The 24,444-nt window shown below is 56.9% G+C and carries 22 protein-coding genes and 3 pseudogenes; 13 read left to right on the top strand and 12 right to left on the bottom strand.

Annotation, left to right across the window (positions count from 1 at the left end; all coding sequences use genetic code 11):
* Nucleotides 1-215: 215 nt before the first annotated feature.
* The gene (locus NP_RS13830; RefSeq protein ID WP_011324513.1) at nucleotides 216-659 is read left to right on the top strand and encodes a hypothetical protein; all 444 of its coding nucleotides are present in this window, start codon (nucleotides 216-218) and stop codon (nucleotides 657-659) included.
* A 231-nt stretch (nucleotides 660-890) separates the two neighbouring features.
* Here NP_RS13830 and NP_RS13825 read toward each other — a convergent pair whose 3' ends face one another.
* Complete coding sequence (locus NP_RS13825) at nucleotides 891-1,934, bottom strand: PDDEXK family nuclease (RefSeq protein WP_011324512.1); 1,044 nt, start codon at nucleotides 1,932-1,934, stop codon at nucleotides 891-893.
* Nucleotides 1,935-2,283: 349 nt separating this feature from the next.
* Here NP_RS13825 and NP_RS13820 point away from each other — a divergent pair, with 349 nt between their 5' ends.
* Both NP_RS13820 and NP_RS13815 read left to right on the top strand, forming a co-directional pair.
* Nucleotides 2,284-3,546, top strand: coding sequence for an RNA-guided endonuclease InsQ/TnpB family protein (locus tag NP_RS13820; RefSeq protein WP_011324511.1), 1,263 nt, complete (start codon nucleotides 2,284-2,286; stop codon nucleotides 3,544-3,546).
* A 523-nt stretch (nucleotides 3,547-4,069) separates the two neighbouring features.
* Nucleotides 4,070-4,795, top strand: coding sequence for a hypothetical protein (locus NP_RS13815; protein WP_232503993.1), 726 nt, complete (start codon nucleotides 4,070-4,072; stop codon nucleotides 4,793-4,795).
* 467 nt (nucleotides 4,796-5,262) lie between these two features.
* On the opposite strand, the gene NP_RS13810 is transcribed toward NP_RS13815, so the two are convergent.
* The gene (locus tag NP_RS13810) at nucleotides 5,263-6,150 is read right to left on the bottom strand and encodes a formate/nitrite transporter family protein (protein WP_011324509.1); all 888 of its coding nucleotides are present in this window, start codon (nucleotides 6,148-6,150) and stop codon (nucleotides 5,263-5,265) included.
* Between the two features lie 473 nt (nucleotides 6,151-6,623).
* Nucleotides 6,624-6,860 (bottom strand): annotated as a pseudogene (locus NP_RS15190) (hypothetical protein); the annotation flags it as partial.
* Between the two features lie 38 nt (nucleotides 6,861-6,898).
* On the opposite strand from NP_RS15190, the gene NP_RS13805 reads away from it, so the two are divergent.
* The 6 genes from NP_RS13805 (at nucleotide 6,899) to NP_RS13775 (ending at nucleotide 14,854) form a co-directional block, all read left to right on the top strand.
* Nucleotides 6,899-7,633, top strand: a complete 735-nt coding sequence (locus NP_RS13805; RefSeq protein WP_011324508.1) for a universal stress protein — start codon at nucleotides 6,899-6,901, stop codon at nucleotides 7,631-7,633.
* Between the two features lie 327 nt (nucleotides 7,634-7,960).
* The gene (locus tag NP_RS13800) at nucleotides 7,961-10,207 is read left to right on the top strand and encodes an amino acid permease (RefSeq protein ID WP_011324507.1); all 2,247 of its coding nucleotides are present in this window, start codon (nucleotides 7,961-7,963) and stop codon (nucleotides 10,205-10,207) included.
* A 311-nt stretch (nucleotides 10,208-10,518) separates the two neighbouring features.
* Nucleotides 10,519-11,682 (top strand): glutamate-cysteine ligase family protein, encoded by a 1,164-nt coding sequence (locus tag NP_RS13795; RefSeq protein ID WP_011324506.1) that lies wholly within the window; start codon nucleotides 10,519-10,521, stop codon nucleotides 11,680-11,682.
* Between the two features lie 72 nt (nucleotides 11,683-11,754).
* Nucleotides 11,755-12,486 carry a type 1 glutamine amidotransferase gene (locus NP_RS13790; RefSeq protein WP_011324505.1) on the top strand — a complete coding sequence of 244 codons (732 nt, stop codon included), beginning with the start codon at nucleotides 11,755-11,757 and terminating at the stop codon, nucleotides 12,484-12,486.
* Nucleotides 12,487-12,588: 102 nt separating this feature from the next.
* Nucleotides 12,589-13,281 carry a hypothetical protein gene (locus NP_RS13785; RefSeq protein WP_011324504.1) on the top strand — a complete coding sequence of 231 codons (693 nt, stop codon included), beginning with the start codon at nucleotides 12,589-12,591 and terminating at the stop codon, nucleotides 13,279-13,281.
* A gap of 748 nt (nucleotides 13,282-14,029) precedes the next feature.
* Complete coding sequence (locus NP_RS13775) at nucleotides 14,030-14,854, top strand: IS5-like element ISNph4 family transposase (RefSeq protein ID WP_011324502.1); 825 nt, start codon at nucleotides 14,030-14,032, stop codon at nucleotides 14,852-14,854.
* Nucleotides 14,855-15,011: 157 nt separating this feature from the next.
* Here NP_RS13775 and NP_RS13770 read toward each other — a convergent pair.
* The 3 genes and pseudogenes from NP_RS13770 to NP_RS13760 all read right to left on the bottom strand — a co-directional run.
* Nucleotides 15,012-15,380: pseudogene (locus NP_RS13770) on the bottom strand (restriction endonuclease); the annotation flags it as partial.
* Between the two features lie 64 nt (nucleotides 15,381-15,444).
* Entirely contained in the window at nucleotides 15,445-16,836 is a 1,392-nt protein-coding gene (locus NP_RS13765) for an ATP-binding protein (RefSeq protein ID WP_011324500.1), read from the bottom strand.
* A gap of 175 nt (nucleotides 16,837-17,011) precedes the next feature.
* A pseudogene (locus NP_RS13760) lies at nucleotides 17,012-17,917 on the bottom strand (RecB family exonuclease); the annotation flags it as partial.
* A 72-nt stretch (nucleotides 17,918-17,989) separates the two neighbouring features.
* Between NP_RS13760 and NP_RS15045 the strand changes: the two are divergent.
* Nucleotides 17,990-18,244: a hypothetical protein gene (locus NP_RS15045; protein WP_011324498.1), complete on the top strand. Its 255-nt coding sequence runs from the start codon at nucleotides 17,990-17,992 to the stop codon at nucleotides 18,242-18,244.
* Nucleotides 18,245-18,247: 3 nt separating this feature from the next.
* Complete coding sequence (locus tag NP_RS15040) at nucleotides 18,248-18,721, top strand: hypothetical protein (protein WP_011324497.1); 474 nt, start codon at nucleotides 18,248-18,250, stop codon at nucleotides 18,719-18,721.
* 30 nt (nucleotides 18,722-18,751) lie between these two features.
* Here the strand turns inward: NP_RS15040 and NP_RS14675 are convergent, their stop codons facing one another.
* Nucleotides 18,752-18,991: a hypothetical protein gene (locus NP_RS14675; RefSeq protein WP_232503992.1), complete on the bottom strand. Its 240-nt coding sequence runs from the start codon at nucleotides 18,989-18,991 to the stop codon at nucleotides 18,752-18,754.
* Between NP_RS14675 and NP_RS15185 the strand changes: the two genes are divergently transcribed.
* Nucleotides 18,958-19,218, top strand: a complete 261-nt coding sequence (locus NP_RS15185; protein ID WP_148215499.1) for a sensor histidine kinase — start codon at nucleotides 18,958-18,960, stop codon at nucleotides 19,216-19,218. The two genes, NP_RS14675 and NP_RS15185, sit on opposite strands and share 34 nt — an antisense overlap.
* 56 nt (nucleotides 19,219-19,274) lie before the next feature.
* Here NP_RS15185 and NP_RS13745 read toward each other — a convergent pair whose 3' ends face one another.
* Together NP_RS13745 and NP_RS14275 are read right to left on the bottom strand one after the other, a co-directional pair.
* On the bottom strand, nucleotides 19,275-20,174 hold the full coding sequence (locus tag NP_RS13745) for an acyltransferase (protein ID WP_011324495.1): 900 nt from the start codon (nucleotides 20,172-20,174) through the stop codon (nucleotides 19,275-19,277).
* A gap of 479 nt (nucleotides 20,175-20,653) precedes the next feature.
* The gene (locus tag NP_RS14275; RefSeq protein ID WP_011324494.1) at nucleotides 20,654-21,067 is read right to left on the bottom strand and encodes a hypothetical protein; all 414 of its coding nucleotides are present in this window, start codon (nucleotides 21,065-21,067) and stop codon (nucleotides 20,654-20,656) included.
* Nucleotides 21,068-21,206: 139 nt separating this feature from the next.
* Here NP_RS14275 and NP_RS13735 point away from each other — a divergent pair, with 139 nt between their 5' ends.
* Complete coding sequence (locus NP_RS13735) at nucleotides 21,207-21,758, top strand: hypothetical protein (protein ID WP_011324493.1); 552 nt, start codon at nucleotides 21,207-21,209, stop codon at nucleotides 21,756-21,758.
* A gap of 627 nt (nucleotides 21,759-22,385) precedes the next feature.
* Here NP_RS13735 and NP_RS13730 read toward each other — a convergent pair.
* The 3 genes from NP_RS13730 to NP_RS13725 form a co-directional block, all read right to left on the bottom strand.
* Nucleotides 22,386-22,805 carry a TRAM domain-containing protein gene (locus tag NP_RS13730; protein WP_011324491.1) on the bottom strand — a complete coding sequence of 140 codons (420 nt, stop codon included), beginning with the start codon at nucleotides 22,803-22,805 and terminating at the stop codon, nucleotides 22,386-22,388.
* A 208-nt stretch (nucleotides 22,806-23,013) separates the two neighbouring features.
* Nucleotides 23,014-23,175, bottom strand: a complete 162-nt coding sequence (locus NP_RS14670) for a hypothetical protein (RefSeq protein WP_158303770.1) — start codon at nucleotides 23,173-23,175, stop codon at nucleotides 23,014-23,016.
* Nucleotides 23,172-24,434: an RNA-guided endonuclease InsQ/TnpB family protein gene (locus NP_RS13725; RefSeq protein WP_011324490.1), complete on the bottom strand. Its 1,263-nt coding sequence runs from the start codon at nucleotides 24,432-24,434 to the stop codon at nucleotides 23,172-23,174. The genes NP_RS14670 and NP_RS13725 overlap by 4 nt, the downstream gene beginning before the upstream one ends.
* Between the last annotated feature and the right edge of the window lie 10 nt (nucleotides 24,435-24,444).

The raw sequence follows: 24,444 nt of genomic DNA, 5'->3' as shown, positions 1-24,444 counted from the left end.
AAACAATTGAGAACAAGCAGTGACCGGTGAGGGGCACCTTACCAGATACTCGTCAGAAGTGCCGTGCAAGATGGAAGGCGCGAGTCTTACACAGTCAGAACGGAGATCTGGTCCGGTCGATATAGATGTTAAACTTAGCATCAGATAGTGAACGATTTCGGACACAACTATATACTGGTCGCCGCTTTTTTGTCTGCTAGTACAGTATCCATCGTATGAATCGGCGGGCAATCATCGTCGCTGGCGGTGTCTTTTTCCTCTCCGGCTGTGGTGAGCGTGCGACCGACATGAGTAATGAAACTGATCATCGACAAACAACCGATGAGGACCCAAATGATAGAGACACGCTGGCAGGGTACGGGTTCGAGGACTGTGAGTATCCATTCAACTCCGAAAAAATCGGCCCCGATCTCGAATCGACGCTTCGTGACACAGACGAGTACGACGCGCCGATCGGGAGAGGAACCGTTCTCTTTCAGTATCGAGACGGTGCTGCGGATGCAGTGACGACGTTTGCCCAGACCAACGGGTTCGAAATACGGGATCGAAGTGAACATGTCAACTACGTCAGATTTGTTCCTGATGTCTGTACTGTGGCTGAAGCGTCTCACAAGGAGTATATTACGCGGATAGAACAACCCATCTCGAGCCCTGACTGATACTGTCGGCCATGGTTCTGTGAATGCGTGCCTGCCAGAGCCAGCGGTTTAACGTGCTATGGCTGCTGATCTGACAACCGTATACTCACATATGTATGACCGACAGTATGAGAACACTCACCACGATTGGCGATCGTTCTCGACTAGTTCCAACTGAAGTGCCGTATTGATCCTCTGTATTCAGCGCGGTTGCTAAAGCCCATCGCCCACAGAGGAGTTCAACAAAGCCACTCACTCAGTAGTCTCACCGAGTATCTCCCGAGCCTGCGATTCAATCGCATCAAAATCGATCGCCTGGTTCGGCACGCAGGTGATTCTCACCCCACTTCGACCACTTCCACGCATATCCTTCTTGACCGCGACCGACTCAACATCAATCCCGAGTGCGTCTGCGATCTCCGCAGCATCTAGCGACGCCGTATCGACGTCGTACAGATCGATGTGGAACAGCGTCCGCTTTGTCCGGATCGCGATGCGACGTTTTCGGCCCTTGTTGAACGCGACGTAGTGCTTCTGCCCCCACTCCGGCCCGTTGAGGAACTCCAAGTCCTGCAGTACAGCTGTGACATCCTCCAGTAACCCGGCTGTTTCCTCGTTTGAACGCTCGTTGAGGTGCCAACTCTGTCCGTCCTCTTTCCACGGCTCATCAGAAGTGTCAGGACTCACGTCAGTCATGGTGTGCTCTGGCGTCGGAATCGTCTGCTCCGCATCGAGATACAGCCGATTGTCGTCTTTGAGAAGTTGGAACTCAATGACAGAGATGTCGATTGACCTGTCGCTAAGCCACCGGAGTACAATGTCCAGTCGCTCGCGGACTGATTCTCCAACAAAAACGATCCGCTGATCCTGATTGAGAGTGTAGTCCTCGTTGCAAAACTCGTCAAGAACCTCGGTAAACGTTGTTTCCTCTTCGTAGAGCGTCCGGCCCCACGAGGTGGACTTGAACTTCTCGAACTGATCGCGGAGTTTGGAGTAATCCCAGTGTGAGGTGTAGGCGGCGTACTTGAGTCCCTGAAAATCGACCTTCGGCTTTAGCGCGCCTCGTTTGAGTTCGATAGCAACTACGTTAGCGTCTCGGTCGATGGCCAGAAGATCAATGCCATCACCGATCTGCTTGACAGAGACCTCTCGTCCAACCAGTCGAAAGTCCTCTCCAAGGATGCTCTCTGGACTATTGATGATCCACTCTCGGAGGTCATCCTCACGAAACCCCTCGTCCTTCAGGGAGACCGTTTCTAAGGTAGAGACATCTTCCTCGTCACCGACTCGAAGCATAGTGTTGAGATAGTATCACAGGCTTAAATAATCTATATCGGAGGTCGGATCCTTTCGTCAGCCCTACATAAGGGCGTCAATCTTAACCAACAGTTCTAGCTATATCGTCGGTTTGTTGGTTAAACCTCAGCCGTTAAAGAGCCATTGACCGCTAAACAGCGATATTTCTGTGCGCGCCCTCTACTCACGCACTCGTGGCGCGCTCTTACAGCGGTAGCAAGGCGAAAGCCCACCCGTTTACGGGTGTGGATGAAGCCGACAACTGGGAATCTCTCCACGTTCGTAGCTCTGGCTGGATATTCCACGCCGAGAACCAACATTTATGTAAGAAAAAATACTACGCTTACATATGTCGGATCGGGTCGTCACGCGGACACTCAAAGCGAGTATTCGTAACCACTCGCAAGTCTGTGACGGCCTCGATTCGCATGGCTTTGCCGCGTCAAAATTGTGGAACGTCGGGCGATGGACGATTTCGCGTGTCTGGGACGCTATCGGCCACATCCCAGACGCCGACGAACTCTGTTCGTACCTCAAATCCCACGAACGCTATGCAGACCTACACAGCCAATCTAGTCAGCGAGTTCTTCAGGAACTCGGGGAGGCGTTCGTCTCGTGGTACGAACAGGACGACCCAGACGCGAATCCACCCGGCTACCGCAAACACGGCGATGACCACCCGCGCTCAACCGTGACGTGGAAAAATCAAGGCTTCAAACTCGACACCCAGTACAACCGCGTCCGTCTCTCGAAAGGGATGAACATGAAAGAGTCGCGCTACGCCGCTGACTATATCCTCTGTGAATACACCCTCCAGACAGACGAGCAGACACTCGACGCTGTTGAGAGCGTCCAGACGGTGCGTGCTGTCTGGACCGGCGAAGAGTGGGAGCTGCATTTCGTCTGCAAGATGCGGGTTGAGACGCCTGAGACACCCGGTGAGAAGACAGCAGGTGTTGACCTTGGCATCTGTAACACGGCGGCAATCTCTGTCGGTGACGAGACACTGCTGTATCCTGGCAACTCTTTGAAAGAAGACGCCCACTACTTCCGACAGCAGGAATACGAGACGGAAGGTGAGAATGGTCCCAGCGACCACGCAGAGTGGGCGCGACAGAAGAAATCCCGGCGGCAAGAACACTTTCTGCACGCCCTCTCGAAAGACATTGTTCAGCAGTGTGCTGACCGAGGTGTTGGGACAATTGCAGTCGGCCATCCGAAGAACATCCGTGAGGATGAAGACTGGGGACGACACGGCAACAAGCGACTACACGACTGGGCGTTCGAGACGCTTCTCAGCCACATCGAGTACAAAGCCCAAGAGCGGGGCATCGACGTAGAGCGTGTGGACGAAGCGGGATTGAAAACATCGAAAACCTGCTGTGAGTGTGGGGCGGAAGCTGACTCGAACCGAGTCGAGCGTGGGTTGTACGTGTGTGAGAGCTGCGAGTTGGTCGCAAATAGCGACCTGAACGCGGCGGAGAATATGCGAGCGACGGTAACTCCGAATCCGACACAGGATAGGAGTAACGGCTGTTTGGCACAGCCATCGGTCCGCCTGTTCGAGAAATCAACGGGGCGAGTCGCCCCACAAGAACAGGTACGACCGTAAACCCTAATATCCCAACGTGGGAATCCCACGGCTTCAGCCGTGTGGAGGATGTCAATGAAGAGGGCGGAGCAGTAGCCTGCGGAGGTAGAAAGCCGCATATTGCCAGCTGCTGGAATCTTTTGGCCGTTTCCGTTGGACTGGCGGTATGGCGCTGTATCACCGAGGAAACCTGACCACCGATGAGCGGCTGCTATTGTGCATTTTCGTCGAGCGGGCAGCTGGTGATACTGTTTGCTATCGGAGCCGGATGAGTATTTCCGAACGGTGGGGCCTGGACACTTGCCCTGTCGACCGACTGCCACCGTACAAAGGCTGTGGCCAACAACGACCACCACTATCGCCAGAACACCATTACCAGTAGCTCACCCTTGCCTTTACCAGGTGAGCCAGACTGTATCATCGTGTGAAAGCATGTCCTGAGACAGCGACACTAGCCTCGGTGGATGACCTCTCCGGGCACCTTTGGGTGCAGGAGCTACCAACGGGAGGGACGTTTCGATTCCAAGTGGCTGCTTCAGGCCTAGTGACGTTCGCTGTCGGTGACCGAACGTTCGATAGCGCTGAGTCCGTTCCAATTCAGTACCGCCGGGCGGCACAGCTCATCACCAACCAGATCGACCGTGCGGCGTTGCAGGCAGCGACCAGCGCATCGAGTACTGTGACGTTTTGCGGGATGACGACGTGGAATGAGGGCCTCAACTACGAGTGGGATGTGCTGCCAGCGTTTGTCGGTGTTGATGTATGGTCGTCATCCAAAGAGACGTTCCTTTCGCCCGATGCAGCGACTGGTGTATTCAAACGGCTTGGGCTCCCGACGCTACCAGCGATTGAAAAGGAAGCTTCGGCTGCGCACACGGATTTCGCGCGGTTCGATAATGACACGGCGTTTCCGGAATCAGCGTGGCGCTCCGGCAAAGCAGCCGGCGTCTTACTCCGGGATAAATCTGACGGACACGTGACTGTATGGCAGTCAGAGTGCGATGAATCACCCTCGGCGACGAGGGGGCCGTCTGTCACGGAACTCGCCGATACGTATGCGACTAACGAACGTATTGAACGGACAGTTGAACTATTGGAAGACGACACGGCCACGCCGACAGTAGCATCAGTCCGCGACCGACTCATCGCCGACATCGCCCGAGAAGCGTACGTGGAGTTGTTCACCGACGGTGAGTTCATCGTATCGTTCCCCGAGTTCCGATCGGTTGTAGCTCAACGTGTCCAACAACATCAGTCACTCTCTGAGTAGCGACTCTCACTTTTCGACGTCGCACAGTCAACGTGTCCTTTTAGGGGAGCTCTTATGTCAAGTGAGCCGATAGGAATCGACTAATACGCATCAGAAACATGAATGGGTTCACTCCTCTATTCAGCGATCTGTTCTCCGATCACGGGCAGTCACATCACTTTGCCACAGCTGACTTTCTTGATTACCACGGTCCCCTTGCTCGATTCTTCGACGGCTTCGATCGACTCGCCCTCGCCGGCGTCGCCCGCCTCGCTCGTCTTAACCAACAGCCGACTAGAGTCACAGTACCTGTTGGTTAAGACCCAGCGCCGCTGCCGCTACGATGCGAAGCTGCCATGTCCCTCACGAGCGGTCATCACCGAAGCCGGGGGCAGCCCCGACTGCTATGCGATGTCCCCACGATGCCCTGCTTGTCTACAGGCGGGGCAAGGCAAGTGCCCGGGAGTGGGTACTGGTCCCGGCTCCGTTCAGTGATCGATCCGCCGTTCCAATTCTGCGAGCAGAGCGTCCGCCTCGATCGAGCCGGTGTTGACGGTCAGGACCCACTCCTTGAGCGGTAGCTGTCCCTCAAACCCGTGGACCTTATCGGACGTCTGGAAGTAGTTGACGATCGTAACGAGCAGGATTCCGCCGAGGGTGTTCCCGAGCAACACCGGCAGCGCGAACTGGACGGCTCCGACCCACAGCCCGATCTCCCCGAGGAACACGAGGAACATAACCTCCGTCGACGCGACGACGATGTGAAACAGCCCCCCAACCGGGATCGCGAGGAAGGCCATGTAGATCAGGGTGACCCGGGCCATGGCGTTGCTGACGCTGAAGTCCATCCAGACGACGCCGGCGACGATGAGTCCGGCAAACATCGCCTTGAAGAACAGCGGCCACCAGTTGGTCTCGACGCCGCTCGTGGCGATTTCGATCGCCGTCTGTGTCGTCGCCGCATCGAACACGCCGCCGTGTGCGAGTACGAGTGCGCCGATCGTCCCGCCGGCCAAGTTCCCCCAGAGCACGATCCCGTACATCCGCAACATCGCCGGGAGACTCGCGATCCGTTCGAGGACGAGCGCGACCGGCGGCAGCGTGTTCTCCGTATACAACTGGTAGTTGCCGATAATGATGTAAATAAACCCGAGCGGGTAGAGAATCGCGCCGAGTATGGCGGCACCGTCGGCTGCGTGCGTGCCTGACACGTACAACAGGAACGTGATCGAAATGGCAAATCCACCGGCTAGGGCGCTGAAGAACAGTTCGGGCATCGATCTGTTCATTTCCTCATCGGCCTCGACGACGACCCGCTCGTAGATTTCGTCCGTCGAGAATCGGTTCCTGAAAATAGTCTCGTTTCCGTTGCCCATTGGGCGGCAATTCGGGGGGACGACGGTGTATCTAACGGTCGGCGGACGTTCGTGGCACCTCAAGCTTCAGACGAGCTCTTGTGGACTTGGAGCGAGCCACCCACAGACGGATCACCCGACTGCCGGTGCCCCCCGCCACGCTCGTCTTACCCAACAACCGGCGGGAACCTCGCTATCTGTTGGTTAAAGAACATCGCGTATCGAGTACCAGCTCAAATATCGATCGTATCTGGTAACCCCTTCACCGCTCAGTTCGCACGCTCGTTTTTACGCTGTGAACGGTAGGAGTCTCTCGCCTTCTCTGGATAGCCGGAGCGCTTTTTCGGCCACTTCAGAAACACTTGCAGGGTGGTGCCAGACGTATTTCACAGTAGTCTGATACGAGCCGTAAACTGGGCGGGGTTGTCGGCCCGATAAGCATGGAAAAATAACCGTTTCGACGCCTGCACACAGCTTGCACATCAGAGGTGAAATCAGGAATTGTCCCGCTGTGCGTTCAGTTCCGTAAGAACCTGGACAGCCGTCGTCCCGATTCGAACGCCGTCAATGTTATCGACACCGAGGCTTGCCGTCGCAGTTCAAAACGGAGAGGCGTCAACGAGCCCGAGGCAAAGTTCAACACCGTGCTCACGGAGAATGTCACGCATCGTCTAGCGGTCGACATCAGCGAGTCTCGTGACATCACCGAGTGTGATCCACTCGCGTTCGTAGGGGTACAGTTATATGTTGTTTCCAGACATATCCACATATGCCACTATCCACTGATTCGACGATTCTCGTCCCGGTTGACGTCTCCGAACCCGCGACACCGAGCCAGGGAGTAGTCGATCTATTGGAATCAGTAAACGTTGTCCTGCTTGGATACTTTCCGGTCCCGGACCAGACTGTGCCGGCCCAACTCAAGGAAACGAGGACCGAGCAAGCGGAAAGTCGGTTAGTCGAGGCCGCATCACGGTTTTCAGGGGGGAACGGAACGCTCACCACGAAACTCGTTTTCACACACGACCGGCAGGATCCAATCGACCGAATCGCGGCTGAAAAACAGTGTGACGCGGTGATGATTCCTGGCGACGGAAACGGTATCAATCGCATCCTCGTCCCCCTGCGCGGAGACCGAAACCTCGATCGAATTCTGGGCGTCGTCGTCACGCTCCTCCAGAACAGCGACTCGTCCGTTACATTATCACACACAGTTGGGGAGGAAGGCGACCGGGGCCGTGGTGAATCCGTGCTCGAGAAGGCGGCGACTCAACTTCTCGACGAGGGTATCGAACCGGACCGAATAGAGAGACGAATCGTCGAATGTGACGACGTTCCCGCCGATATCGTCGGTGCCAGCGACCAGTTCGATCTGCTAGTTCTCGGTGAAACGGAACCGTCGCTACGTGAACGCATCTTCGGCGCCAGGTTGCGGACGATTTCCCAGGAAGTAGCCAGTCCAACGCTCGTCGTTCGAAATCCTAACGGAACATCTGAAGAATGAACTGCGCTCGACGCTCGAGCAGTAGTCCCATCCCACGCGACGCCAGACCCATCACTGACGGTTCACGCCGGCGGAAACGGCAGCGAGGCGGCCGCTTTCGGCCAATCGCCTCGCTCCAAATACGAACTGAGCAAGTACCCAGTCGCTGGGCAGTGTCGTATAATTTATAATTGCTGTTCACCAGTATCACGATATCGTGACTAGACGATTTGTACCTACTGCCGGTTTGAGAGCTCCTTGTCTCGAGTTGCCGGTCTACTTGTCGACGAATCATCGATCATACTCGCGTCAAGCGACGAATCGCCGATTCCCGCAGTCTGCCCAATAATGAGCGGCGACAGTGGGGAACTCGAGCGCAACCTCGGGTTCCTCGAGGCGATGACGCTTGGTGGCGGAACGATGATCGGTGCAGGGATTTTTATTTTGCCCGGAATTGCAGCCGAGGGTGCCGGTCCGGCAAGTTCGATCTCGTTCGGGATTGCGGGGTTCACCGCGTTACTCGCTGCGATTACACTCGCCGAGCTCGCGACGGGGATGCCGATCGCCGGCGGAAGCTACCACTACGTCAACCGTGGACTCGGGAGTTTCTTCGGGAGCATCGTCGGCTGGGGAATGTGGACCGGGCTGATGTTCGCGAGTGCGTTCTACATGGTCGGGTTCGGCCAGTACATCGTCGAACCGCTCCCGTTTTTTGACGGCCGGGCCCTCGTCGTCCTCTTCGGACTGCTCGGGTTGGCGCTCATCGTCGCGATCAACGTCTACGGGACCGAGGAATCCGGCGGCGCACAGAATATCATGATCGGAACCGAGTTCGCCATCGTACTCGTCTACATGATACTCGGACTCTTCTTTATCGACATGGCGAACCTGTCCGATTTCGCACCCACCGGCACGACTGGTATCGTCGCCACGACCGGGACAGTGTTCGTTACGTTCCTCGGCTTCGAAATCATCGCAACCGTCGCCGGTGAGATCAAAAAGCCGGGAAAGCTCATCCCGCTTACGATGGTTCTGTCAGTCGTCTCCGTAACGATTCTCTATATGGTACTTATGCTCGTCACGACCGGAGTTGTCCCGTATCAGGACATCGGTGACTCACTGGTTCCAGTCTCGGATGTAGCAGTCGTGTTCATGGGGTCGATCGGCGTCGTGGCGATCGTCTTCGCTGCCGTCATTGCGGCTATCTCGAGTTCGAACTCCTCGATACTGGCTGCGTCGCGAGTGATTTTTGCGATGGGGCGAGACAATTTGATGAGCAACTGGTTCAACTACACCCACAGCAACTTCAACACGCCCCATCGGGCGATCCTCGTTACCGGTGCTGTCACCGGGTTCCTGATTAGTCTGGGCCTCGAGGTCGAAGCGATCGTGGCGCTGTTGGCCGAAGTCGCGAGTTTCAGCTTTCTGGTTTCGTATGCGCTCGTTCACGTAGCGCTCGTCGGCTTTCGGTACGCCGACCCCCCGGAGTACGACCCGGACTTCGCCATCCCGGGCGTCCTCTATCCGGCCGTGCCGATCGCCGGCGTGGTCATGACGGCGCTTGTCATCTCCCAGATGGAGCCGGTCGTCTTGCTCGTCGGCTCGGGAGTTGTCGTTCTTGGTGGGGTCTGGTACCTCGCGTACGCACGGCAGCGGGATATCGAAGCGGGGGTTTTCCCGACGGCGCTCCGTAAACCGTCCGAACAGCCCTATCGCGTCGTCGTTCCAGTGGCGAATCCCGAAACAGAGCGTGGACTGTTGAAGCTGGCGGCGGCGACTGCACGGGCACACGCTGGCGAGAGAGCTACCGAACTCGTCGCCATCAACGTCATTGAGGCCGACCAGTCCGGACTTCAGAACGTCGACTCGGGCCGTCTCGACCACCAGCGCAAACTCCTGGAGACCGCACAGGAGATCGCCGACGATCTCGGGGGCACCCTCCAGACACAGGCGGTCGTGAAAGACGATGTCGGAGACGGGATCGTCGATGTTGTCGAAGATCTCGAAGCCGACCAGCTCGTTTTGGGATGGGAGGGCTCCCTCGACCGCAACGAGTACGTCTTCGGACGAACACTCGATCCCGTTATTAGGGGCGCATCCTGTGACGTCTCGCTGGTCAAGATTAAATCGGACTCGATCGGAACGCCCGTCGCACTAGCAGGCCCCGGCCCGCATAGCCCGGTCGCTGCCCGGCGGGCGGCAGACTTTGCAGCAGTATCCGACACGACACCAGTCCTCCTCAACGTCCAGCCGCCAGCCGACGAGGACGACGTGAATCCGGTCGAGCGGGGGCATTCGGCGGTCCGCTGGATCGCTCAGCGGGCAGGGCTCGACCCCGACGAGTACGAGACGAAGGTTGTCGTCGCCGAGGATACCGAGGCGACAATCATCGACGCGGTCGAGAGTTACGACACCGTCTGTGTCGGCCTCTCCGAGAAGAGCGACATATCTCGCATCTTCTTTGGCTCGATCGCCGAACGGATCGCCAGACAGAATACGGGGAACGTCAGTATTGTTCGCGGCCCCATCGATTCGTCTACGGAAAGCGTTGACAACGCCACTGCGGAATCGTCATTGACCTCCTCCCACGGCTGAAGCCGTGGGATTCCTCCGGTGGGGTGGCGGCTATGCCGTCTCCACGGCGGCAGCTTTTCCGTCTCCGGTACTCCGGTTTGTGCGCTCCTCGTTGGGACTTACAGCGGTAGCGAGGCGAAAGCCCACCCCTTCAGGAGTGTGGATGAAACTGACAGCTCTCGCCGTGATTTTGGCATCCCTCCATAACACTTATTTAGAAAGCACCGGTCATACGCAAGAGTGTGTGAATAGTGAACGCTCATCCGGAATTGTTACAGCGTTGATTACGTTGTGGCAATCCGATAGGTTATGTTTACTTACTGCACTCAAGCATGTCTGAATCACCAGATACCCACCGGTCGCCAAATCGAACAACAACTACCGGATCGGCCAGCGAAGGTGAGCCGATACGGCGGAGCATCGAAGTGGAGTACTGGGTAGTCGACGGAGAGGGGAGACTGACCGAACCGGAAGATCTCGTTGATGCGTCGCCAGGAGTCGAACGGGAGTTCGTCGCACCGTTACTCGAGATCAAGACGACGCCATGTGAGACAACAGCACAGCTCCGCGAAGAGTTGTTTACTCGACTCGAACGGGTCCTACAGCGAGCCAAAAAGCAGGATAAGGGGCTTGTTCCGCTCGGAACACCGATTTACCAGGGGCTCATCGAAGACCTCCCGAGCGAACGGACACGAATTCAGGACCGCATCCTCGGAGAGGACTTCGAATACGTACGCCACTGTGCCGGAACCCATATTCACGTCGAACAACAGCCTGGCCGAAAAATCGACCAGCTGAACGCGCTCATCGCCATTGATCCCGCACTGGCACTCGTCAACTCCTCACCGTATTTTGAGGGAACATACCTGACAACCGGTGCCCGGTCACAGCTTTATCGATGGATGGCGTATAATTCGTTGCCACACCAGGGGCGGTTGTGGTCGTACATCGAAGATACGGCGGAGTGGGAAGCACGACTTGAGCGTCGATATGAAGAATTCGTGGCGGAAGGGGTAACCGCGGAGGTCGACCGAGAGACGACTGAGGCGTGTTTCGATCCAGAAAGTTCGGTCTGGACACCAGTCCAGCTCCGCGAGGAGTTCTCGACCGTCGAATGGCGCTCGCCGGATACCGCCCTCCCAAGCCAGATCGTTCGACTCGCCGACGACATCGTTGACCTCATCGATCACCTCCGTGATGCCGAGGTGCGCATCGAGGGAGATACCGGCCGCCGGACGGAGGACGCGATCGTCCTTCCAGAGTTTAGTGCCGTCGAAGAGTACGTCGAACGTGCGGTCCGGCATGGGCTCTCGTCGGATGCGGTCCGGCAGTACCTCGATCGAATGGGGTTCAACGCCTCTTCGTACGCCCCCCTCACCCATCAAATCGACGCTGGCGAGGAACTCACGGTAGCTAAGACGCGCGAACTTCGACTCGAATACGCCGAGCGTCTCGAACAGGATCTGTCCAGGGCTCGCTCAACGACCGTCGACTGACTGATTTCAAATCCGTGGTAAGTGATGCCGAAATGAAACTGTATTTCCGTAATAGGTGAGTAGTGCTAGTCGATGGATCAGCCGAGTCTCGCATTGTTGAACGCGGCCCACAAAGCTGAGGAGACCAAGGAGAATTTCCATCGAGAACTCGACGCTGATCTCGAGACATTTCATTGTCCGACAGGTGAATTTCCCGACGACTTCCAATACGACGGGTTCGTCGTTACCGGCTCGAGGGCGTCGGTGTATTGGGACCGTGAGTGGATCGGGCAGCTAAAAACCTGGGTCGGCGACGCGGCCGAAGCTGGACTTCCCGGACTCGGCGTCTGTTTCGGGCACCAACTCCTTGCGGATGTACTGGGGGGTCGCGTCGAGGGGATGGGTGAGTACGAACTCGGGTACCGGACCATCGAGCAAGACGGGAAAAACCGTCTGCTTGAGGATATCGACGAAACGCTGACTGTCTTTACGAGCCACTCGGACCACGTCCGCGAGAAGCCACCGGGAGCGACGGTGTTTGCACGAAACGAGTACGGAATTCAGGGGTTCCGGAAACACAACATCTTTGCCGTCCAGTTCCACCCGGAGTACGACATGGAGACCGCTAGAATGATCACAAAGGGGAAATCGGGGGATCTTTCGCCACAGCAGATCGACGCGGTCCTCGACGGCATCCACTCAACGAACTACGAAGCGGCCTGTGAGGCAAAACAGCTGTTCGATAACTTCCTGTCCTATGTGCGGGACATCCAAGAGGTTGGTCGCGTCGGAAAAAGCGGAGATGTCCCTGAAACAGAGCCGTAGCTACCAAGATACACCGCCCGCACGCGCAGCCCTACACCCCGAGGCAGTTCACCAGACAGGACATACCACAGGGATTGATATCCAAAAGGACGATGGGGGCGTATGGAACGGCGAGCATTTCTGATGGCGACTGGCGGAGCGGCCACCATCGCCGGCTGTACGACAGGGGGGAACACGGAGGAGGAGAACGGCGACGTAGAGTATGCAGACGATCGAGAGGCCTCAATCGAGATCGCCGATTCGACGGTGATCGGCGCCTCCGACGACAATGTAGCGGATCCCTGGCTCCAGGTCGACGTCGAAAATGGGACCGATGTTCCCCACGGCGGAATCAGAATCGAGTCGGAAGTTCTCGACGACGACGGCACCGTGCTGGCATCCAACGAGCACATCACGAGCTATCTGCCTCCGGAGACGACGTTGCGCTACTTTCACGAGGGGGCCTTCGAGATGGACGAGTTTGACTCGCTCGAACACGACGTCACCGACGCCCACGCCCAAGTTCGAAGCACGAAACTCGAAGACATCACCGTAACAAACACCAGCCTCTCCGCCGGCGGCGACCTCATCAACGTGGTTGGCGACCTCGATCTGGCCGACTCCGACCACGACAGGGTCGTCGTCATAGCTCCGATCTGGGACGAAGCCGGGCGGCTTCGCGGAACCGGAACGTACATCGAGAACAGCCCGACCGAATCGTTCGAGTTCAGCGCCGATTCATCCGGCTTTCGGGCCCCCGGTGGCGCCGAACCGATTGACTCCTACGACGTGTACGCCTTCGACGGCTTTCCGTGAAACGCGCTCGCTCGTTGGTCGAAGAACCATGAATTATCCCTACCTACAGGCGGAGGGAGAGTGTCCAGATTGTCTACAGAGAAAGCAGGCAGAGTGCCTCGGGGCTTGACCCCGGAGCAGTTCACGGGCCGAACAATTTCATGGTACTGGGCTGAAAGCCCAGAAGCCATCAGTGTCGCGTACAAACATTACGTTACTTCCCCATATGGATGCTGCTGAGCTCGACGAGTGGACGGCACCTCAAGAGGACGACCACCAAACGGTTCCTTGTGCAGCGTGCGATGCGGCACTGCAGTCGCCAAGCAGAACCACCATTTCTTTTTTGCTGCTTGATCAGCTGACGATCCCGCTGCTCGGCTGTTCGGACCACGTTGAACAGTTTCGGTCGGTCTGTGAGCTGACGACGGAAGAACGCGCAGAGCTCTTGGACCACCGGCCAGCCGGAGGTATCAATTGTCCGGGGTGTCGGCAGGCCGGCAATCGGCTCCAGCTGCCAACACTCCCGGTTGGCCGCGGGGCTGTCGCGGTGCTCGCCTGCGAGTCCCATCAGAGCGAGATTATCGGCCGGTTTCAGGCCGGGCTACAGGCACAGCAGTCCCTCACAGCGTCGCTCCAAACTCGGTGAGCAACTGCCAGAGCCGCGGATGAGTCTAAATTACATTGTACGATCTTCTGCCGTGTTGAATAGCGATCTAATCCGCTCATATCGCGGAGTAGAAGGGCGAAGCCGAGGAAATCGATTCTGTCCATGGAAGTCGATCTCCTCGACTTCGTTGAACAGTGTCGGCACCTAGTCAAACAAGCGTTGGGGAAGCACGCGGGCGAGCCCGCCAGCGGCGGGTTCGCCCGCTGGAAACACGTCGTTTTGCACTGTTTTCGGCTCGAAGAAGACCACAGCTACCGCGAAACGCCGAATCGGCTGGAGTATATGGCCGAAATTCGTGACGTACTCGACTTAGATCGGGACGATCTGCCGGATTACAGCACGATCTACAAATCGTTCGACCGGCTGAAAATGTGGGTGTGGCGGGCGCTGCTGCGCGTTTCAGCGCAGCAGCACCCGCAGTCCGGACATGCAGCACTCGACAGCACGTTCTTCGACCGCCGCTCGGCCTCGTCGTACTATCGCCAGCGGTCGGGAAGTAACGTTCAAACACTGAAAGTGACGACATTAACCGACAGAGAGTCTCTTGCCGTCCTTGATGTACATATCTCGGCCCGGTGGAAACACGATACGAAGACCGGGCCGCAGGTCGTCCGCCGGAACGCGGACGACCTGCTCTCGGTGGCTGCTGACAAAGCGTTCCACAACTGGATCACGAAATACGAGTTCTACGCGCTCGGTGTCGAGCCACTCATCTTACAGCGTGGATCGAGACCGTTGACGGTAGGATATAACGCTCTCATCCGGACAAAAGGCTACGCTCAGCGTTGGATGGCCGAGACTTCGTATTCGACAACGAAGCGCTCGCTCGGCGATGCCGTGCGAGCGCTCGGCTGGTATCGACAGTTCCGTGAAATCGTCCTCATGTTCGCCACCTCGAACATAGAACCGCTCTGTGAGCCTCTGTAACCGTGACTCAGCATCTATTCAACACAGCAGTTGATTCAGTTGCGTTGCTCATCTGTTTGACTGAGATCTGCGTGTAGAGCGGTTCCTGATTGATGACTCAGTTCATCATAATCAGCGCACAATCACAAGAGGGCGCTCCATCAACAATGTGCTACACAAGAGCGTCACCGTCAATGAGTTCAATCGGATACGGATCGTCATTGCGCTGGAGTCGCTGAGCATACTCGGTCGCCGGGTTAGTGAACCGACCCGTCGTTACCACCATCCCGCGCTTCGGCCCGTCGAACTCGAAGGTCGCAATCGCCGAATGAAGTTTCTGCACCACCGGCCGCCCAACAGCTCCTGTGTGCTTGCACTCGACGACAATCCCGCGGCGAGTCCCGTCCACGACCTCCTCCATGAGGATGTCGCGCCCCTCGTCAGCCGTCCGTTCTGCTTGTCGAACGTTCTCGTAACCAAGATTCCGGAAAACGTCTTCCATCACGTCCTCGAACTCGAATCCGGAGAGATCGTCCAGAACAGCCATTTTGATGTTTTTATTTATTGAATGTTCGTCGTATATACATTCCCTAGGATTGGTGTCGGAGTGCTCAGGACGGCGTGAGCAGGTCGTCGATGTCCGCTACGGTAAACAAGGACCACGAGTCGTCGAGTTGCGCTTCGAGTCCGTCGACGAACCCGCTTTTCGAGAACAGGGCGAATTGCTCGTCTCGATCCGGCGGTCCCCATCGGACGTGCTCCGCCTTCGCTCGCAGACTCTCGACGAGGTCTTCCCCAACTGGATCAGTCGTCCACTTACATTCGGCGAGGAGGACTCGGTCGTCGTTCGGTGCTAGCCCGACGATATCGATCTCTTCCTCTCCGTACCACCAGCGACCGACCTCCGAGTACGGGTCGAACGTGCCGCGTCGAATCCCCTCCCAGACGGCTTCTTGGCACACGTCTTCGAACGTGGTTGCGACGTGCGTTGGGAGGTCCGGCTCAATCGTCCCATCGTACACGATCTCCGGTGCTTCCTCGATACTGGATCGATTCGGCTCGACGTACCGAAACCAGAACCGAAGGAACTCATCAGCCACCCGGTACCGCGACCGCTTTGATTTCTTCCCCGAGGCCATGACTGGGACATCTCGTTCGATGAGCCGTAGTCGGCGAAGTGTCTGTAGGTACTTGGAGAGCGGTCCCGAATCGATCCCTGTTGCGCCGGAGATCTCGTTCGGTGTCGTATGGCCCAGCGCGACCGCTTCGAGGATACTCATGTACCGGGCCGGGTTCCGGAGCTCGGTTCGCAGGAGGAACTCTGGTTCGTTATACAGCACCGCAGACGGTGACAGTACGTGCGACTGAATATTCGCCGCGAGTGACTGTGTGTAGTCGAACAACGTGAGGTACATCGGGGTGCCACCCGTGACGGCATACGAGCGAATCGCATCCTGGATGTCGTACGAGATGACCTCTCGGGCCTGTTGAAACGAAAACGGGGTCACGTCGAGTTGTGCCGTTCGTCGGCCGTATAGTGGGCTCTCGTGTCCCAGGATCTCTGACTCCATCGTACTCACGCTCGATCCACAGAGTACGATCATCGAATCCGTCCCATCGAGTTCCTGGTCGACGAACCCTTGCACGTACGACGGGAGCGAGTCGTTTTCTGCGACCAGGTACGGGAACTCGTCGATGACAACGACAAGATCCTCTCGCTGGAGTTGCTCCCCGAGGTACTCGAACGCCTCGTCCCACCCGTCGATTCGCGGGACACGCTCGTCGAAGTAGTCCGCAACTTGGTCGAGGAACTTCTCACGCTGTCGATGCTCAGCTTCCTGTGCAGCAAGGAAGTAAATGTGGGGACGATTGGCGCAGAACTCTTTGAGGAGCTCCGTCTTCCCAACTCGACGTCGCCCGTAAACAACGACGAAGTCCGCCCCAGGGGACTCCACCGCGTCGGAGAGGGTATCGAGTTCCGCCTCCCGGTCGTAGAAGGTCATACTCTGGATAATGATTACTGCGATAATGACTTAAACATTCGGTCAACCAGCCCCAACCGAGAGTTGCTCGGACTGCGAACAAAGTACCAAACCAAGCCCGGTGAAAGAACTAAGCGAAACAGGGCAGAGGAGACGGGAATACCGGCCGTCAATTCAACCGCGCGGTTCCGACTGGTCACTCCTCGAATCCTGAACCGACAGTGAACGAATCCGGCGCGCAGGCCAGTTGGTTGTGTTGACACCACTGACAGTGCTCACCAGCAGTGTACCGACCGAACGAGAACTCGGCAATACGGGTCATTGACGCCGTCACGTCATCCCTGACCGCCGCTAGATCACCGTCGCTGAACGTCCGCGCTTCGACCTTCGGCCCGATTTCGCCGACGTACGCATACCCAGCACGCGTCACTGGCTCGTCGTACAGGTCACGACACGCTAACAAGTAGATCGGGAGTTGCTTATTGTCCTCCAAATCGCGGTGACGTTCGGTTGCCTTGTAGTCGATGACAAGGAGCTCATCGTCCGGCGTCCGGTAGACGGCGTCGATGTAGCCGACGAGTTCGTGCCCGTCAATGTCGAGTTCGAACTCCCGTTCCGCGTCGATAATCTCGTAACTGGGGAGGTCTAACTCGAAGTACCGGTCAATGCACTGTCTTGCCGCCGGGAGCGCGTCCTCAGCGCGGCGTTGGCTGGCAAGTCGCTCGCAGATTCCGTACCACTCCTCACGGCGTTCCACGCCTTGATTCACGGCTTGCTCGGCGGTGTCGTGGAACAACAATCCGATTGTACGTTGCGACACGCCATCCCCGGTGTTGCTTGTGGTCTCCTGGTAATCCGGGAAGGCGTTGACAACGTACTCCAAGTAGTGATTCCGCGGGCATTCTTCGTAGGCTGCCAGCGACGTGTAGCTGTGAGAGAGCGAGGGCGACGGTATCGACGGGCCAGTCAGCGACGTAACTTGGAGGACCTCCCGCTCGGCTCTCGGTGAGAGATCTCCGTCGAGGGTGGCCGTTGCAAGGTTTAGCACGCGGTCGCGAGCAATTTTAACGGCGAGCTCTTCCCCATCGTGCCTGACGGTACCGCACCCCGGTACCCACAACGAACAGTCGTACAGCTTCACGAATTCGCTGACGATATTCGATCCATCACAGGTATGTCAGGCCCCACCGACAACGTTGACGAGAAAATCGAACTGTATCTCGACCACTACGAGGCCATCGCTGACGTAACGGCCACGTTCGAAAACCAATGGGAGACGTTCTCTCATAACTGGCCCTCTCGTCTTTCTGACCGCCTCGTAACCGCCGACAAAGGATCGATCCGCTCAGAAAGCGACTACCACGTATTATTCGAGTGTTCTAACGACGCTGTCGGGGACTGGTGGTTCCGCTCAACGAGTTCCGATTAGGGAATGATCTTCAAACACGGCTGGTGGCGACACACCGATGACCTCTCAGACGTGCTCCACGAGCGACCCGACAATCGGAACGATGCCAGAATCGGTTTCCACCACCGCCTCGAAAACGACCGTGAGCAAGCACTCCGAGACAACACGCTTACACTGTATTTCCGAAATATGGGGGCCAACGATCAATCCTTCATCGATGCTGTTTCTGACCACTTCGATGCGCAAGCCGATGCTATCGAAGCCACACTGCCGGATACTGCCAGTCTCACCGGCAACAAACGCAATATGATCTCAGCAGAGTACGATATCGCTCCCGACGAGTATAATGACTTTTTCGCGGCCTATATCGCGGCCCTCGAAAAAGGATTCACTGACCTCGTCGTTGAGAACCCCAAACTAATCGCTATCCTCGACGACATCTACACTGACGCCGTCGCAGAGATCTACGACACCCAGATCACAATGAGCACTCAATAAAACTGAGTTCGAAGCTTGTGGCGTGCAGGCTTACAACACCGGTCCTGGTGACTCCGGATACTGAATGATTTTCACGTCTTCGTCGCGGCTAGCTGGTGTTTCGCGGGCTAACTCGTCGACGAACAGCAGCCCCTTGACATCGACTGACTCCAGGAGGTCTTCTGCGGATTCAACGTACTCGTCAGTCGCCGACTGTTTGACAAACGCCATGTACTCCAGTAGTTCTCGGAGCCCGGTTGCGACATAGTCGGGGTTCTGCGTGTACTTCACTTCACCAAGGAACACTTGCTCAAGTTCCGTCCCACCAGCCTCTGTCTCTCGGTATCGCTCTAGGACAATATCAGGACGGCCACCCCACGGGCTTTGGGCTGGCAATCGTCAAGCAGATCGCTGATGCCCACGGCTGGGAAATCGATGTTGTTGCGGGAGAAACCGGTGGCGCTCGCTTCGAGTTTCGGCTCCCCTCCGTCGACAGAACAACGTCGACTGACCCATAGAGTGCTATTTTGTGTTCAAAGTCCGCACAGTCGATACACGGAGCCGATCGGCGAGGCTAGCTCTCACTGGGCGGTGAGAGATTCCGGTTGAATTCGTCAAACTCATCTACCGAGTCAGGCACGTCGCTCGGGAGCTGTCGGCGCTCGCGGTTGTCGACCAGCGGGCCGGGGTCGTCAGCGATGGCCTCCCAGCCAGGCTTTATTTTGACGCTCTTGGCTGGTGAGCCGGCGGCGATGTGGTGGGGCGGCACATCCCCAAGCGTCGTTGCGCCCGACCCGACCATCGCATTCTCGCCGATACGGCAGCCCGCACTGATCATCGACCCGTATCCCAGCCGCACGTCATCGTCAAGAATCGTCTCGTAGTTCGTCACGTCGGACTGGTCGACAGTATCGTGAGCGTGCGTGTGAATGTGGCTCCGGTCTGCAACCGACACGCGGTCGCCGATCTGCAGACGCCCCCGGTCGTCAAGCAGGACATCATTGTGCACGACGACGTTGTCGCCCATCTCGATGTTGTGCCCGCATTGGATTTTGATGCCGGAAAACAGACGAAGGCCATCACCGGCCTCCGCGAAGAGGTGGTCTGCAAGCGTCTGTCGGAAGGGAAGCGCAAAGGCAAGGTTGTTCGACAGCGGCGACAGGTCGAACCCCTCCCACAGATATCGGAGGCATTTCGACTCTTGAAGTGCCGACAACTCCTGTTCGGCCCAGTGTTCGGTCTCGATGAGCACGTTTCGGGGGTCGTAGCTCCGGACCCGAAGGCGAGTCATCGGCGGTAGCGACTCGCCGGCGCGGTACTGCTCGTATACGTCACTATCCCCGAATAGGTCGGCGAGAATTTCTGCGACTGCATCCGCGGTGTCGTCTTCGGAGAGTCGCATGTCGACATAGTCGATGGTTTCGTCTATGGCCGCCTGCGTCTCCACCGGAACCTCAACATGTCGTTTGGTCATGGCTGTGCCCCCGTCGTGTTGACTACCGTCGTCGAACTCGCAAAAATGGCGGAATTATGTTTGACACCCGATTCCATATATCGGAATAGAACCCACATGTAATAACTATTTGGACTGTTAAGTACCATTATCGATATTTCTGTGCCGTATTCTATTTACAGTCGTCCAGAATTTTTGGATAGGTGAAGTGACTTGGCAGGGAAAGGGCGGCAGTGGGGAAGGAAAGGTAACAGCGGGGCCGTGCAGGGGGTGGGGATGGCCGGCACCGCTAGTGCCCTGTGCCGCCACCGGTGCTTCGGTCAGGGTGGCAAAAAATACAGCGGAGGCTTCAAATCGTTTTTTATCAGTTATTGTAAGTGCATTCTCTTATCTAGGTATCAAGCAAGATTAGAATAACTAACTCAGAAATAGACTTGGGTCTGTGCTGATTTTAGTGCATGGGGTGTGAGTCTTGCATGGCGGGTCGGTCAGTTTTGGTATCAGCAATCAATTGTTATCCCGTCACGAGGGTCGCCTTCTGGTTCGTCCCCTTCGGTTCGATACACTATGTCATCGGAAACAAGATAATAGGCAGTCACGAGATAATCGATATGCTCATCGGGTGCATCGTCGGCCTGTCGGGTGACGCCGAATTCTGTCCTCAGTTCTACAAACTCCCCATCTCCTCGGGATTCGCTATCGACAACGGCAGGCTGGAGGGTGTCGTCTATCGTCTCGTCAGCTCTGGTAACCACTTCATCCTGAATATACTGTTCTTCACACGTTTTTATACGTTCCTCTACAGCATTCTCGCCACCATTTTCATTGTCAGGAACGTCGGTACCACCAAGACAGCCAGCGAAGAGGATTGAGAGGGCAGAACCAGTCGTAGTGGAGAACTTTCGACGCTGCACGCCACATCCTTCTGAATGATTTGATAAAAACCTTTCAGTTGAACAAGCATCTCTTTATCGCACTCACTCCCGTGCCCAGTGGCAGCCTCGATTGAACCGCACCATAACATATACAATGTATCCGGACGGGGAAGATAGTATGGAGTCCCCGAACAGCGATTCCCTCCAAGGTGCCGTTGAAGAATACGGTCCGCGAACAGATCATCGAGATATTGCAGCTGGATACGCGGCCGCAGTAGGCGCTATCTCAGCTTCGGTGCTGTATATCGCGTCGGTGTGGGTTATCGACTCAAGCCTGTTTACGCTTGAGTGGAATCCGTATTTTACTGCACTCGAATTCTACTGGGTTGTCTACTCGTCACTAGCCGGGCTAGTCGTCACTATTCCGGCTGCGTTTCTTGTGGGAGTAGCCGGGGAGAGGCTGTCCCCGAGCAAAACCAAGTCCAGCGGTATGCTGAAAGGCGCTGTCGGGACGGTAGCCACGTATGCCGTGGCGTTTGTTCTCCTCAGCGCCCTTCTTTTCGTGACCGGAGCTGGTTCAACCGGAACTGGGACGGCATTGTTTACCGCAGTTGAGTTGGCAGGCCTGATTGTCGGTGTTGGCTTCGCGCTCACCTGGTGGCTCACAATCCCAATCGGCTGTGCTGTTGGCTGTGTATACACTACTCGGCAGTCTGCGACAAGCAGCTAATCACTTCGGAGGCAACTGCAAAGCAAGATGAGTGAAGACACTACGACAGACAACGACGGCAAGCGGCTGGGGACTCGCTTCCGGCCCGACACCATCGGGCACGTGTTTGGGACGATGGCTGCTGTCGGTGGAGGGGTGTTTCTGCTCTCGTTCTTTTCGGTATTCGGATATGCAATGTTGGCTAATCCCCCAGACGGAGCCCCGCTACCGCTTCCCATTACCATCGCCGGAATTGGGCCTTGGATGTGTGTAACGGCCGGGCTGTGGGGATACGTCGTTTGGGGGAGTTGGACGCTGCGAAACCACCGACAAGAACCCCGACGCTCTGAGCGTGAAGTCATAAGCAACAGCGATAACCGCAATCTACAGAGATAGCAAGCAGAGTGCCTCGGGGTCGTACGGAAGACTTCGTCTTCCGTGATGACGAGACGCCTTCGGCGTCTCGAACCACTTGCCCCCGAGGTACTTCACACCAAAAACGGCGACAACGGATATTCTTCGCTGCCGGGCTTGGATTGTTTACCCTGCTGACCCCCGTGGCCATCGTCGCCGGATTCCCCGGTCGATGAACGACGGTGGGTTTATTTTCGGTGTCATCCGCAAAAGCCACCGGAGACCCGCGGCCTGCTACTCGTGGCCGACGACATCCGCGAAGGCGACGTTCTCCCGAACCTGCTGGATTTCGACAGTCGGCTCATCGCCGGGGGCCGCGTCGGGGACGATGATAACGTAGCCGCGCTCGACCTTCGCGATGCCGTCGCCCTGGTCGCCGACCGTTTCGACGGTAACCTCTCTGATCTCGCCTTCATCCACAGGCGGCCCCGTCGGCTCGTCGGCGTCAGCAGTCGGTGCGGGTGCCGGCCGCGACGGCTGTTGGGACGACGTGTCCGTCTCTGTTGACTCAAGAATCGCAATGCGATACGTCTCGCCAGGTTCCACTGCGCCATGTTCGATTTCCTGCAGCGGAACTTCGATAGTGTACGTTCCGTCTTGCTTTTCGATTGACGCACTGTACAGCGTGCGGAGGGGGTCGGGTATTTCTGTCATGGGCTTGTAACTGCCACTCCCCGGACGTATGTAAGTTTGCGCAAACAGGAAGTGGATCCTCGGACTGGGGCTTCTGGGGAAGCGCCGACTACGGGCGTTAGCTAGCGTGCTGAATTAACCAACAATTCTGGTTGACACCGGTTTGTTGGTTAACACCCGTCCCGACACCGCGTAGGAGATGAACGGGCAGTCCGGAGCGGGCAAGACACTACTGTTCGTCTGAGGAAACCGGACCTTTGTATTTGGATTTAATCCGATCGCCATCCCGCCACTGCCAGTAGTAGTAGCGGTTGTCGTTGATTTCCTTGATTTTGACTTCTTCCACACGGCTGAAGCCGTGGGATTCCCGCGTTGGGATATTAGGGTTCACGGGACAACCTGTTCTTGTGGGGCGACTCGCCCCGTGGATTTGTCGAACAGGCGTACCGAAGGCTGAGCCAAACAGCCGTTACTCCTATCCTGTGTCGGATTCGGAGTCACCGTCGCTCGCATATTCTCTGCCGCGTTCAGGTCGCTGTTGGCGACCAACTCGCAGTTTGCACACACATACAACCCACGCTCGACTCGATTCGAGTCAGCTTCCGTCCCACACTCACAGCAGGTTTTCGACGTTTTCAGCCCTGCTTCGTCGACACGCTCTACGTCGATGCCCCGCTCTTGGGCTTTGTACTCGAGGTGGCTGAGAAGCGTCTCGAACGCCCAGTCGTGTAGTCGCTTGTTGCCGTGTCGTCCCCAGTCTTCATCCTCACGGATGTTCTTCGGATGGCCAACTGCTATCGTCCCAACATTTCGTCCAGCACACTGCTCAACGATGTCTTTCGATACCGCGTGCAGGAAATGCGCTTGCCGCCGGGATTTCTTCTGTCGCGCCCACTCTGCGTGGTCGCTCGGACCGTTCTCGCCTGCCGTCTCGTATTCTTGCTGTCGGAAGTAGTGGGCGTCTTCTTTCAGCGCGTTCCCCGGATACAGCAGTGTCTCATCACCAACAGAGATTGCCGCCGTGTTACAGATACCAAGGTCAACACCTGCTGTTTTTTCACCGGGCGTCTCAGGCGTCTCAACCCGCATTTTACAGACGAAGTGTAGTTCCCACTGCTCGTCGGTCCAGACAGCACGCACCGTCTGGACGCTTTCAACAGCGTTGAGTGTCTGCTCGTCCGTCTGGAGCGTGTATTCACAGAGGATGTAGTCAGCGGCGTAGCGCGACTCTTTCATGTTCGTGCCTTTGGAGAGACGGACACGATTATACTGGGTGTCGAGTTTGAAGCCCTGGTTTTTCCACGTCACCGTTGAGCGCGGGTGGTCGTCGCCGTGTTTGCGGTAGCCGGGTGGATTCGCGTCTGGGTCGTCCTGTTCGTACCACGAGACGAACGCCTCCCCGAGTTCCTGAAGAACTCGTTGACTAGATTGGCTGTGTAGGTCTGCGTAGCGTTCGTGGGATTTGAGGTACGAACAGAGTTCGTCGGCGTCTGGAATGTGTCCGATAGCGTCCCAGACACGCGAAATCGTCCATCGCCCGACGTTCCACAGTTTCGACGCGGCAAAGCCATGCGAATCGAGGTCGTCACAGACTTGCGAGTGGTTACTGATGCTCGCTTTGAGTGTCCGAGTGACACCCTGATTCGACATATGTAAGCGT

It is taken from the genome of Natronomonas pharaonis DSM 2160, assembly GCF_000026045.1.
Classification (GTDB): domain Archaea; phylum Halobacteriota; class Halobacteria; order Halobacteriales; family Haloarculaceae; genus Natronomonas; species Natronomonas pharaonis.
The sequence above is the reverse complement of the archived record's forward strand: the minus strand, read 5'-3'. Positions and strand labels throughout refer to the sequence as shown.